This is a genomic window from Nocardia pseudovaccinii (assembly GCF_050942345.1).
Lineage (GTDB): Bacteria > Actinomycetota > Actinomycetes > Mycobacteriales > Mycobacteriaceae > Nocardia > Nocardia pseudovaccinii.
On record NZ_CP192074.1, the window covers coordinates 7,353,677 to 7,367,213 of the forward strand.

A 13,537-nucleotide genomic window follows, 5' to 3' on the forward strand; every position below is an offset into this window, starting at 1 on the left:
CCGCCCCGACAGCTGCGGCCACCCCGGAACTCTAGTTCACACTTCGTGAACAACTACCTGTGTGCCGCGCCACAGCGCCTCGGCCCAACCGTTACCGGCATAGCGGTTGGGCCGTACCGCTCAGGCGTCGAGCATTTCGGCGCCGAGCTCCCGGTCCGGATCCGGATCGGCCGCCGCGAGCGCCGAGTCCAACTGCACCGCGACCTCGCGAACGTGTGGTTCGGTCATCATGTGCAGATGGTCGCCGGGCACCGGGACCAGGGTGAAGCGCCGGGCCGCGTACTGCTGCCATCCGTTGTTCGCGCTGTCGAACATGCTGCCGACGGCCTGGTGCGCGAGATCGACACCCGGGGGCAGACCGTCCTCGGCGCGTAGCAGGGTGATATCGCGGTCGTAGGGTTCGAGCTGGTACTCCAGCAACGCCGTGTAGTTGGCGTAGAACACCTCGTAGAGCCGCCGGATCGCCTGCGGTGAACTGTCGGCGGGCAGGATTCCCGACCGGATCGCCTCGGCGAGCATCGCATCGAAGAGCTCCTCGGATCCGTGTACGCCGGGTTCGAAATCGACGAGCGCGGCCTGATTTCCGCGGGCGTACCACAGCAATTCGAGGAAGAACCAGCGAATGAGCTGTTCCTCGGCGATGGGTTCGCGGGCCTGCTGACGCAACGCCATGGTGTCCAGCAGCGTCACACTGGCCACCTCCCACTCGGGCAGTTGCCGCGCCATCTCGAGCGCGACATTCCCACCGAAGGACCAGCCGGCCAGGTGGTAGGGGCCCTCCGGATACTCACGACGCACCGCCGCCAGATAGGACTCGGCCATCGCGACGATCGTCTTCTCCGGCGTACTACCCGCATCCGCGCCCGCTGCCTGCAGGCCGTAGATCGCGCGATCCGGATCGAGATAGCGGGCAAGCGTCAAGTAGCAGAGCACATTTCCGCCGATCGGATGCACCAGGAACAGCGGCGGCTTGTGCCCGCCGACGGTGATCGGCACCAGCGGGTCGAAGGTGCGCCGGGTATTTCCGGACCGGATCAGCGCCGCGAGTTGAGCGGCCGTCGGCGCGCCGATGAACAAATCCAGCGGTATTTCGGCGCCGAAGCGCCGGGACAACCCCATCACCACGCGCATGGCGCCGATCGAGGTGCCGCCTGCGGCGAAGAAGTCCTCATCGAGGCCGATGGAACGCAGACCCGCGTATTCGGCGAGAAGCTCGACTGCGGAGTGCTCGTATTCGTCGGCCGGTTCCCGTTGTGCGGTAACCGATTCCGGCGCGGATTCCACAATGGAACGCAGTGCGCCGTCGTCGCGTTTGCCGCTGGGGGTGCGGGGCAGTTCGTGGAGGAAGACGAATCGCGACGGCACCATATGCGCGGGAAGTACGCCGCGTAGATCGTGGCGCAACGCGGCCAGATCGGTCTGCTCGGCGTCACCGGCCAGGAAGGCGATCAGCGCGCCGTCGATGCCGCCGAATCCCCGTGCCACCACGGCCGCCTCGGTGATGGCCGGATACTTCTCGACCAGTCCGAGGATGCACAGTTCCACCTCGGCGGGCTCCACTCGGAATCCGCGGATTTTCACCTGGCTGTCACTGCGGCCGAGGCAGACGAGATCGCCGGAGGCCAGCCGCACGCCGAGATCACCCGTGCGATAGAGGATTCCACCGCCGTGGGTGGCCACGAACCGCTGTGCGGTCAGTGCCGCCCGGCCCTGGTAACCGCGGGCGAGGGAACGTCCGCCGAGGTAGATCTCACCGATCACACCGTCGGCCACCGGACGCAGTGCGCTGTCGAGCAATTCGACGGTATCGCCGTCGACCGGGCGTCCGATCGGCGGCAGCGCCGGGTAGTCGTCGGGTGAGCCAGCCAGCGTAAATACCGTCGCGACGTGGGATTCCGTTGGGCCGTACTGGTTTTCCAGCAATAGCCCCGGCACCACTGTGCACAGCGCGCGGATCTCGTCGGTGATGCGCAATTGCTCACCGGAGGACGCGAGCACTTTGAGGTCGACCGGGAACTTGCGCCGGGCGACAACGGCCTCCGCGAAAGCCTGCAGTGCGACATAGGGCAGGAATAGTCGCTCGATGCCCTCGGCGACAACGGTATTCAGCAATTCTTCGACATTGGAGCGCAAATCCGCCGAACTCACCCGCAGCGTGGAACCTGCGGCAAGGGTCGTGAAGATCTCCTGGAACGACACGTCGAAGCTCAACGGCGCCAACTGCAATGTGCTGGCCAGATTCATGCCCGAAGGGCTGCGGTTCTGCCAGTCCACCAGCGTGCTCAGGCCGCGGTGCGGCATGGCGACGCCCTTGGGCTCGCCGGTGGAGCCGGAGGTGAACAGCACGTAGGCGAGTGCGTCGGGCGAAATATAGTCGGGGACAGCGAAATCTACGTCACTGTCAGCCGACGGATCGAACACCTCCGCCGTGTCCAGCACCAGTCGAACATTGTCGACGATCTCGGCATAGGCGGCGTCGGCGATCACCCGGTGCGGGCGGGCGCGGTCGATCATGAGATTCAGCCGGGCCCGCGGGTAGCTGACATCGAGCGGCACGCAGGCCACGCCCATTCGCATGAGCGCCAACACCAGCAGCACCAATTCCGGGCGACGGCTCATCAGGATGCCGATCCGGTGACCGGGTCCGACCCCCAAACCGTTGAGCCACCGGGCGAGCCGTTCGCTGCGTTCGATCAGTTCGTCGTAGGTGAGGCTGGATTCGTCGCCCTGAACAGCGACGGTGTGCGGATTGAGCGCGGCCGCGTCGGCGACAAGTGTGCCCGCATCGCGCGCGGTCGCCGGACCGGTGCCGCGATCGATCGCCGCATCCGGATCCGCGACGATCGCCGCCAGCATGCGCAGCTGAGTCACCGCGACGGTCTCGCATTGATCCTTGGTCAGCGTGTGATCACCATTGACCCGCACCCACATTCGGCCGTCGCGCGGATCATGGGCCACCGTCACCAGCAGCTGGAAATTGGTGTCCTCGCGAACGTCGAAGTCGCGCAGGATGACTCGGTCGGAACCGAGAATCGGTGCGAAGACGTGGTAGTTGATGAAGTTGAATGCCGTCTCGAACGCGGGCCCGCCATCGGCCAGGATCGACCGCAGTGGATAGCGTCGGTGCGGGTAGGCGTCGCGATCCCGGCGCGCTATCTGCGCTACGGCCGCACGCCAAGTGGTGGCGGTATCGTCCAGCCGCATAGGCAGCGTGTTCAGGAACAGGCCCGCGACACTCTCCGCACCCGCCCGATCCGGTCGGCCGTGGCTGACCACGCCGGTGGTGATATCGGCGCGGCCGGTCACCGTGCGCAAGGTCAGGCAGTGCGCCGCCAGGTAGACCGCCTTCTCGGGCACCTGATGCCGGGCGGCGAAGGCGGTGACCCGCTCGGCGAGCCGACGCGGCACCAGGGCGGCGGCCTGCGGGTCCTGCGCACCCGCACCCTCGTGGACACCGAGAGCGGTCAGCGCGGTCGGCTCGGCTCCGGCCAGCGCCTCGCGCCAGAACTCGCGGGCCGAATCATCGTGCACCGCGGCGATTTCGGACTGGGCGTACTCGGCCAGGACAGTGGCCGCATGCGGCGTGTCATCGATACCGGTTTCGATCAGTCCCAGCTTGTTCAGGTAGTCGACCAGCAGCTCGAGCACCGAGGTCGCGACACTCCATCCGTCGAGGATGGCGTGGTGGAAACTGAGCACCAGATCCACGGTCTGGAGGGTGCCCTCGGACGGCTGCAGGAATACCCGGACGGCATGTAGCGGTGCGCGTGCGAGGTCGTACCGGGCGCGCCTGCGTTCCTGCGTGTAGTCCTCGACATCCTGATCGGCCAGCACCGGATCGAGATCGGAGAGATCAACGATGTCCATCTCGTACTCGATCGCGGTATGCACGACCTGCAGCGGGACCGAATACCTGCTCAGCTCGAACGAGGAGCGCAGTGCGGGCTGACGGCGGACCAGGCGGTCGAATGCGGCGCGGAATTGCGCGGCGTCCCAGCGCATTTCGAACCGATAGCGGAATACGTCCTTGTAGGTCACCGAATCCGTGCGCTCGATGCTGTGGAAGAGCATGCCGAGCTGCAGCGCCGTGGCAGGGAAGGCGTCCTCGGCCTGATGCAGTGCGGCGCGGTCGATCAGCGGCACGGTCGCCAATGGATCGGCGATGCGAATCCGGTTGCCGTCCGGGCCATCCGAGACGATCTGAGCCAATTCGGCAATGGTCGGATGCGCATAGAAGGCATCCACATCGAAGAACAGTCCGGCGCGTTCGGCTGCGGTGCGTACCGATAGCGCGAGTATGGAGTCGCCGCCGTGGGTAAAGAAGTTGTCGTGTACACCGATGGAGTCGATACCGAGCACGGTCCGCCAGACCTGTGCCAGCTCGGCCTCGACCGGTGTCCGCGGTTCGATCGGCACGCCGACGAACTCGGCATGCTCCGAAACCGCCGCCGCCCGTGCCAGCGCCTTGCGATCGGTCTTGCCGTTGGGCGTCAACGGAATCCGGTCGACGCGCAGCAGCCGGGTCGGAATCATGTACCGGGGCAGGCGAAGCGCGATCTGTTCGGCGATCTCGTCACCGGTCACCGCATCGCCGACGAAATATCCGACCAGATGCAGTCCATGTGTTTCGGACTGCTCGTCGACGACGACCGCGGCGCGCACACCCGCACAGTCCAGGATGGCGTTCTGCACCTCGCCGAGGGTGATCCGGTTACCGCGGATCTTGACCTGATCATCGAAACGGCCCAGGTACTCCAGGGTGCCGTCGGCCAGCCAGCGCGCCAGGTCACCGGTGCGGTAGCGGCGACGGCCGGGCACGGTCAGATCGTCGACGAATGCGGCCGCGGTCAGGTCTGGGCGGCCGCGGTAGCCGCGCGCGAGGCCGACTCCGGCGATATTCAGTTCACCGGGAACACCGATGGGCATGCGACGACCGGATTCGTCGAGCACCAGCAGGTCGATATTGTCGATCGGACGGCCGATGGGCACCAGATCGAGCGAATCGCCCTGGTTCTTTCGAGCGACCTGCAAGCTGTCGCCAGCGGGTGGGCAATCGAAATACGAAACGTCCACAGTGGCCTCGGTGGGGCCGTAGAGGTTCACCAACTGAGGTGGCCGCTGAGCGACCGCGGCGAACGCGGCGTGGAAGCGGCGGACCAGCGCGGGCGGCAGCGCCTCACCGCTGCAGAACACCCGGCGCAGGCTCGCGATGCGCGGCACGATCGTGCGATCGGCCTCCAGTTCGTCTACGAAGGCCGCCAGCATGGACGGCACGAAGTGCACGACCGTCACCGCATTCGCCTCGATGGCCTCGGCGATGCGGCGCGGATCGCGCTCGCCGCCGACCTCGAGCAGCGCGACCTTGGCGCCGGTGATGGCCCACCAGAACAACTCCCACACCGAAACATCGAAGGTGACGGGCGTCTTCTGCAGGATCACGTCATCGGCGAACAGCGGGTAGCGGCGCTGCATCCAGGTCAGCCGGTTGACCACCGAGCGGTGCTCGACCATCACGCCCTTGGGCACACCGGTGGAGCCCGAGGTGTAGATGAGATAGCTCAAATCATGTGGATGCGAGACGTTTTCGACGGTGCCGGGCACGGTGTCGGCCACCGTGATACGGATGATGCCGAGGTCTCGGTAGACTCGCGCATGCTCGCTTCCGGCGACCACGAACCGCGCTTCGCAGTCCGCGAGAACCGTTTCGATACGCGCCGCCGGGTAATCCGGATCGAGCGGCACGTACGCGCATCCGGCACGCAGGATGCCGAGCACCGCGATGAGCATGTCGGTCGAACGGGGCAGCACCACCGGAATGCACTCGTTGCCGGTGGCACCGAGCTCATGCAGCCGGGCGGCGAAACCGTCGACCAGACCGGACAGTCGGGCGTAGGTCAGTTCGCGGGAGTCCGCGGATACGACCGCCACCCGGTCCGGATGATCGGCGGCCGTTTCGGTGAAAAGCCGATCGATGGTGGTGTAGGGGAATTCGATACGCGGACCGGCCTCGAAGGCCGCGACTTCGGCACTCGCCTGCGCCGAAAGCAGCGGCAGCGCACCCACCGGGGTCTCCGGATCGTCCAGCGACGCGGTGACGATTTCGCCGACGCTGCGCAGCGCGGATTCGATCGGGAAGCTCGCGTCGAAAATGTCTTTGTCGTAGAACAACTGGAGGCTGAACGAGCCGTCCCGGCCGTTTTCGGCAGTGACGATGGTGAGCGCGTTGGTCACCGAACCCGGATTGTGCACCGTCCATTTCGAGATCAGCTCGTGGACGTAATCGGCATCCGGCAGCTTCGTATGGGAGAAGGCGACGTCGTACAGCGGCGGCGCGGCCGGATCCGGATTCAGCGCGCGGGTCAGCTCGCCGTAGGGGAAGCGCTGATGCTTCTTGAGCTTCCGAATCTGTTGGGTCACCTGCTCGGCGATCCGCGCGAGCGGCACGTCGCGATCGACGCGCACCGGCAGCGGAACGACATTGGCGCGGTGGCCCTGCGTGCGATAGGTCTCGGCCGAGTGCCGGTTCAGCATCGGGACGCCGATCACCACCTGATCGGTCCGGTGAATCGTGGCGAGATACGTTGCCACCGCCGCGGTCAGATAAGCGAAGACGGTGACACCGGTGGCGCGGACACGATCGAGGTACTCCCCCGAGATCATCGTGTTGTAGTGTCCGCGGGCGATTCGCGGCGAGCTGGTCCGGTTGGGGAACAGGGCGGGTTCGACGCCGTCGAGCGCGGCGAGCAGACCGCCGCGGTCCGCCGTGTACTGCTCGGAGGTCCGGTACGCCTCGTCGTCCTCGATGATCCGCCGATAGGTGGCCACGGAACGGTCGGTGTGCTCGTTGGCGGGCTCTGGCACCGCAAGCTGGTCGAGCGGAACGTCTTTCATCTTGTAGCTGGTATCGAGCGTGGCGATGACCGGATTCATGCCGTATCCGTCGGCCAGTGCGTGATGGAACGACATGAACAGGAAGAACCGGTCCGGCCGGTCCACCACCGCGGCAAGTCGTGCGGGCCGATCCGGCCGCTCCGGTGCGCCGACCTCGCGCCACAGCCACTCCTGGGTCGCGGCCTCGGGGTCGGGTGCTCCGGTCAGATCGACGACCTCGACCGGCGGAATCTCATTCGAAATCCATTGGCGGAATTCGCCGTTCTCGAAGGCGAAGCGCAGTCGCAACGCGTCATCGCTCATCAGGGCGCGCTGCCAGCAGGCCTGCAGCCGCTCGATATCCAGCGGCTCATCCATGCGCAGGCTATAGGTCTGCTGCGCAACGGGTTCCGGTGCCAGCCGAAATGCCAGGCCGAGTACGTCGCGCTGATATGCGCTGACCGGCCATGCTTCGATTGGTCTTTCGGGATTTGCGCTGGTTTCCGACGTCACAGTCACTCCTATCGCGACAGTCGCGGCACAGACCGTGCGCGAACTGTCCAGGACCCACCCCTGACGACGCCGAAACGCATAGCTGTTACCACTTGTATCCAGTTTTCAGATAGCGCGAATTACCGGCATCGACATAGATGCCGGGATTCGCTCTCGTTGATGGGTGCTGACCATTTCGAGCGACCTGCAAGCAGTCGCTACGGCCAGCCCTGTCAGATCACCGACAGCAGCGCGCGCACACTCTCATCGGCAAGACGTTCGGCACGCTCACGCGACACCGCGGGCTCGACATAGCCGATGTTCAACGACAACTCGCCGTGCGTGGCATTGGCGGTGGCCATGATGAAGCCGCTCACCGACATGCCGGAGACGAATTGCGCGCCCGAGAGCTGCCACGCGCCGATTTTGTCCGGGAACGCGTAGCGCCCCAGATATGTCATACACAGGTGACCTGGACCGCGGGTGTCCATCAGCTTGACCGTGGATGCACTGGCGGCCACCGATTTCGGTGCGGCGACCTTCAGCAGGCTCAATGCCGCGAGATGGTCGCGACGGTCCATTCTTGCGCCGTACTCGCGCTCGATCTCGCCGGCGATCTGCCACAGCGAGGACCACGGCGCGTACTTCGCCGGGGTCGCGATCATGCCCTGGTAGGTCCCGACCTCGGTATCGGCGACCGCGCCGTCGAGGTGGCCGCGGAAGTTCACCGAACTGCCGACGGTGTACCAGGATTCGGTGTAGGTGCCCGACTCGCGGGCCGCCGCGATGAGCAGCGCCGCCGAGAGTGCGGCCTGCAGGCCGACGCCTTTGCGCTCACAGCCCGCGGACAATGCGTCGAGTTGATCGGCATCCAGGCTGCGGTGCACGACCCTGCTGCGTCGCCGCGACGGCGGTGCGAGTTCGGTCGGTTCGAGTCGGCGCGGCCGCTTCAGCTGCGACTTCTGGTCGCGCAGCAGCGATCCCACGGTGCGACCGAAGCCCTTGGCGCCCTGGAACTTTGCCGGGAACAGTTCCTCCGGACCCGGCCGGACCGGTGCGGGCTCGAGATCGACGTCATCGCCCGCGGCGACCTGCAGCACCTGCTTGGCCACCGACATCGCGCTCTCGCCGTCGGCGATCGCATAGTGCAGGGTGACGATCAGATCGCTGGTCTCACCGGTCGCATCCGTGATGAGCACGGCGCGCGCGAGCGGACCGGAGTGCCAGTCGAAGGGTTCGCGCAATTCGACCTCGTCGACCTCGGTCGACCAGGCATCCGGATCGGCGGATTCGACCACACGCAGCGGAATCGGCGTTGGCACCGGCACGAAACGCGGTGCGGTGCCGTCGGGTTCGGCCGCCACCGCGACACGGAGCAGCGGATGTCGGTGCTGCGTTTCATCGAGACCGGTTCGCACCTGCTCGGCGGTAATCGAGCCGTGCACCCGCACCCGGGCCAGAATATGCAGCGGCGCAAGCTGATCCGCGATCCAGTGCCAGCGCTCCACCGGGGACAGCTGGCGCGGCAGCCGCGCGGTCGGTCCCTCCAGCGGGGGGAACGACATCGGCTTGCCCAATTCCCGCAGGAAGAATTCGGTGGGTGCGTGCCGGAAGTAGGTGTCACGCACCTTCACCAGCTTGGGGTCGGTCGTCTGCTCGATCTTGCCGAGGGACCACGAGCCGTTGACGAACATGGCGGTGCGCTCGGCGCGCACCTGCTCGTAACGACGCAGGCCCGCAACAGGATCCAGCGAGGACCTCAGCGTGTGGGCCAGTACGACCGCGTCCTCGATGGCCGAGTTGGCGCCCTGGCCCAGGCTGGGCAGCATGGGATGGGCGGCATCACCGAGCAAGGTGACCCGGCCGCGGCCCCAGCCGTCCAGCGGCGGACGGTCCTGGCAGGGCACGGCGAGCACATCGGCCCATTCGGTCTGATCGATGCAGGCGCGCACCTCCGGCGCCCAGTCGGCATAGAGCCGCCGCAGATCTTCCTTGGTGCCCTGCCAATCGGCGGCCTCATCGCCCGGCATGGTCATGGTGCCCCACCAGTACACCCGGCCGTGGCCGATATCGTGGATGCCGAAACGCATTCCGGTGCCCCAATAGTGGGCGGAATAGCCGCTCGGCACGGCGGGATGTTCGAACGGGATGCAGGCCAACCAGGCGACGAAATTGCCGGGGCGCGGTTCGGCGCGGCCGTGCAATTGGGCGCGCACCACGGAATGGATGCCGTCGGCGCCGATCAGCAGATCGCCCTCGGCGATGCGGCCGTCGGCGAATTCGACGCGCACGTGCTCGCCGTCGTCGATGAACCGAGTCGCTTGTGCGCCAACATGAGTCGGGGTGTCGCCGATCGCGCGCAGCAGGATCGCGTGCAGATCCTTGCGGTGCAGAGCGACGCTCGATGCGCCGAGCCGGTCGTCCTGGCGGTGTACCGGGAGTACTCGGATGGGCGTGCCGTCCGGGTTGTTGAAGCGGAAGGTCTCGACCTTGCCACCGCGCTCGAACAGTTCCTCCTCGATGCCGAGGCCGATTGCGCGCAGCGCCTTGATCCCATTGGCCTGCACCGAAAGTCCGAATCCCTGGCCACGCAGCTCGGGAGCGGCCTCATAGAGTTCGACCGCGAAGCCCGCCTGTCGCAATGCGGCGGCGGTGGTGAGCCCTCCGATCCCCGCACCGAGCACGATAACCTTGATCGGACTACTCATTCGAACCTGCGCTTCCATCGAATCACTCGACCGCACAGGACTACTTCATCGTTCGAAGCGACCACCGAGCAACGCTGCTCGTCAGCTCTCATCCCCCCGAGCAGCACTGTTCGAAGACCTTCGTTATCCCCGACCAGACAGGCGGGGCGGGATGCCTGTGCCTGACCGACCCGAAGCCTACCGCTATAACCGTGTCTGAAACGTTACCGTGTGAGATTCAACCCAAAGGGGTCGTTTCGACAGGCCGAATCCATTGCGATGCGCCATAATTCACGGTTCGCGAAAAGATTCGAGTTTGGTCCGATGCCCAACTTCCTCAGAGGTAGGACGTGTCGTTGACCAACCGAACCGACGAACCACCGTCCGGGTAGAACTCCGCGATCGATAGCGACGCCAGGTCCAAGTGCAGGCGATACAGCAGCGACGGACCGACCCCGAGCGCCAACTGCAGCAACGTCTTGATGGGGGTCACGTGGCTGACCACCACGATGTTCCGCCCGGGATACAGGGCGAGCAGATCGCGCCGCGCCGCCTCGACTCGTTCGCGCACCTGGTCGAAACTCTCGCCGTTCGGCGCGGGAGTCGAGGGATCGCCGAGCCAACGGGCGTGCAGTTGCGGATCTCGTTGTGCCGCTTCCTGGAAGGTGAGCCCCTCCCAGTCGCCGAAGTCGGTTTCGGTGAGGCCGTCGAGGACGCGCACCGGGATATCGAGTGCGGTCGCGGCGGCTTCGGCGGTCTCACGGGCCCGGCTGAGCGGGGAAGTGACCACAGCGGCGATGTCACCCTTCGCGGCGAGCATTTTCGCGGCGCGAGCGGCCTGTTCACGGCCGAGGTCGGTGAGCGGTGGGTTGCCGCGGCCGGAGTAGCGGCGCTCTATCGAGAGAGCGGTTTGGCCGTGGCGCAGCAGGAGGAACCGGGTCGGGCGGCCCGTTGCGCCGGTCCAGGCGGGCGGGTTTTCGGCGGCTCGGGTATTCGATGCGGTCGACTGCGCATCCCGGGCCTCATCGATCCAACTCGGCAAGCGCTCTTCGACGCCGCGCGCGGAACTCTGCGGCTCGTCGGTCCAGCTGAGCAGCTGTTCTTCGGCCTCGCGCACCTCTTCCGCCAGGGTGGCGGCGGCCGCGCCCGCATCGAGTAACTGCCGCTCGGCGGCGTGCACCTCGCCGATCAGCGTGGCGTCATCCATCGCCTCGTTCGCCAGCCGGTCGGCATGGAAGTTCTCGGCGCGCGGAATCCAGGTGAACGTCACGCTGTCGAAGCCGGCGACGAGCCTGCGTGCCCGGTCGGCCAGCGGAATCATGGACGCGTGCTTGACCTTCCAGCGGCCGGACATCTGCTCCACGACCAGCTTGGAATCCATCCGCACCGACACCACACGCGCGCCCAACTCCGCCGCCGCCTCCAAACCCGCGATGAGCCCGCGGTATTCGGCGACATTATTGGTGGTGATGCCGACGTATTCCCTACGCTCGGCAAGAATTCGGATGTGATCGGCACCGAAGACGACCGCGCCGTAACCGGCCGCCCCCGGATTGCCCCGGGAACCGCCATCGGCCTCGACGATCACCTCGTGCTCGGTCATTGTTTCCCTCGTCCTCTTCGACAGCCGACCATCCGTCGCTGGGAGCGGACCGACGCGAGTACTGATACCCGCACCGGAAACCTCACAAACCCGACTCTTTGGTGCGCACCAGGATCGCACCGCATTCCGGACACCGCATGATCACGTCCGGCGCGGTCTTGGCGATCCGCGCGATCTCACCGCGGTCCAGTTCGATCCGGCACGCGCCGCACCGGCGGGCCTGCAGCAGCGCGGCGCCGACGCCGTGCTGGGTGCGCTGCCGGTCATAGATGCTCAGCAGTTCGTCCGGGAACAGCGCGACCAGATCCTTGCGGTCGGAATCGCAACGGCCCTGCGCCACATCGAGATCCGCCAGCGCCTCGTCGCGCAGGCGCTGCGCGTCGGCCAGCTCCTGCTCGGTCTTGCTGAGGCGTGCACCCGCGTGATCATGATCGGATGCCGACGCCTCGCGACGCTCCATCACCTCGAGCAACTCGTCCTCGAGCACCGAACGGCGTCGCTCCAAGCTGCCCAGCTCGTGCTGAATTTCCGACAGCTGTTTGGCGTTCACCGAACCGGCGGTCAGCATGCCGCGGTCGCGGTCCTCGCGTTTGCGCACCGCGTCGACCTCGCCCTCCAGCTTGCGGATATCGCGGTCGAGATCGTCGAGCATGATCTCGACCGCCACGGCCGCATCCTTGTGCGCATTCCGCTCGCCCTCGAGCCGCGCCACCTCCTGCTGCTCGGGCAGCACGGTGCGCCGATGCGCGATCCGCGTCAGTTCGGCGTCGACGGCGGCGAGCTGGAGCAGCTTGGCCTGGACAGGTGGTTCGACATTCAACGCGGACAAACTCCTGGACGCTGTGGACGGATGGGGGCACGCGAGGTGGCGATGCCAGTCTTCAACCGTACCCCGGATGGTGGGTGATCCGGTCCGGGCCACGACTAGTGGCGGAGAAGTGCGTGGAACAGAGGCGGGGCGGGGATTCCTACCACAGCCGTATCGCTGTCTCGATGGGTCCCTACCGGCCGGGCGGACAGCGGTTTCGTGCCATCCGGCCCGGCCACATACTGAACACAGCTGACCGGAGAGAAGCGGTCCGCCCCCGCGAAGCGGCGCCCGTACCTGCCCGCTCTCTCCACCGGCATGCGGGTGAACATGCCACGGCCCGCGTCATGCGCGCTCTTGGCGAGCCGGGTGCGGGCGAGAGGCCATCTCGCAGCGATCAGCCGATCAGGGTGGTAGCTCGTACAGTCAGCTGCCGGGGGCGCGGGTTTTGATGGCGTCGCGGGAGATGAAGACGTCGTAGGTGCCGGGCGTGGCGATTACGGCGTTGCCGTAGGCGGAGCGGACGAAGGGGTCGGTCCACCATTTGTGGTTGCGCATATCGTTGAAGAAGTCCTGGTCGTCGCCGTTGACGAAGATCTGGTTCTGGGTGGTTGCGACGCCGTCGAGACGTTGGCCGTAGAGGCGGGTGACCTTGTAGCCGGAGTGGAAGCCGAGGGCGTTCACCCAGGGCTTCAATTCGACGATATTGGCCTGCAGCACCCACAGGTCACCCTCGACCTGATATTTCTCGTGCTTGTCGGGATGATGCTCGTCGCCGTAGAGGGTGAGGTCGACCTCGAGCCGGTGGTCTTGGCCCGCAACCTGATTCACCACCACGTGCGCGGCCTTGACCTCCCCGCTCAGTCCGAGGAATGTCTGCACGAGCGTGATCACCCACAGCAGCAGTACCGCGACGACCAGCAGCGCTAGTCCGCCCGCACCGCGCCCGAGCAGAACCCGCAATCCGACCTTGCGCACCATGACGAGCGCCGATATCAGCAACGCGACCGCGACCAGGATGATCAGCATCAGACCGATCTGCACGATCCCGAAGTCCACCGGGTAGTTCATGCGGTA

At 66.2% G+C, this 13,537-nt stretch carries 5 protein-coding genes; all 5 read right to left on the minus strand.

Features of this window, described 5'->3' with window-relative positions; genetic code table 11:
* Positions 1 to 120: 120 nt before the first annotated feature.
* Complete coding sequence (locus tag ACQPZ2_RS33145) at positions 121 to 7,383, minus strand: amino acid adenylation domain-containing protein (RefSeq protein WP_433522026.1); 7,263 nt, start codon at positions 7,381 to 7,383, stop codon at positions 121 to 123.
* 212 nt (positions 7,384 to 7,595) lie between these two features.
* Positions 7,596 to 10,070, minus strand: coding sequence for an FAD-dependent monooxygenase (locus tag ACQPZ2_RS33150; protein ID WP_433522027.1), 2,475 nt, complete (start codon positions 10,068 to 10,070; stop codon positions 7,596 to 7,598).
* A gap of 316 nt (positions 10,071 to 10,386) precedes the next feature.
* Positions 10,387 to 11,652, minus strand: a complete 1,266-nt coding sequence (locus tag ACQPZ2_RS33155; RefSeq protein WP_433522028.1) for a bifunctional RNase H/acid phosphatase — start codon at positions 11,650 to 11,652, stop codon at positions 10,387 to 10,389.
* Between the two features lie 82 nt (positions 11,653 to 11,734).
* On the minus strand, positions 11,735 to 12,472 hold the full coding sequence (locus ACQPZ2_RS33160) for a zinc ribbon domain-containing protein (RefSeq protein WP_433527589.1): 738 nt from the start codon (positions 12,470 to 12,472) through the stop codon (positions 11,735 to 11,737).
* A 414-nt stretch (positions 12,473 to 12,886) separates the two neighbouring features.
* The gene (locus ACQPZ2_RS33165; RefSeq protein ID WP_063040430.1) at positions 12,887 to 13,531 is read right to left on the minus strand and encodes a hypothetical protein; all 645 of its coding nucleotides are present in this window, start codon (positions 13,529 to 13,531) and stop codon (positions 12,887 to 12,889) included.
* Positions 13,532 to 13,537: the final 6 nt, after the last annotated feature.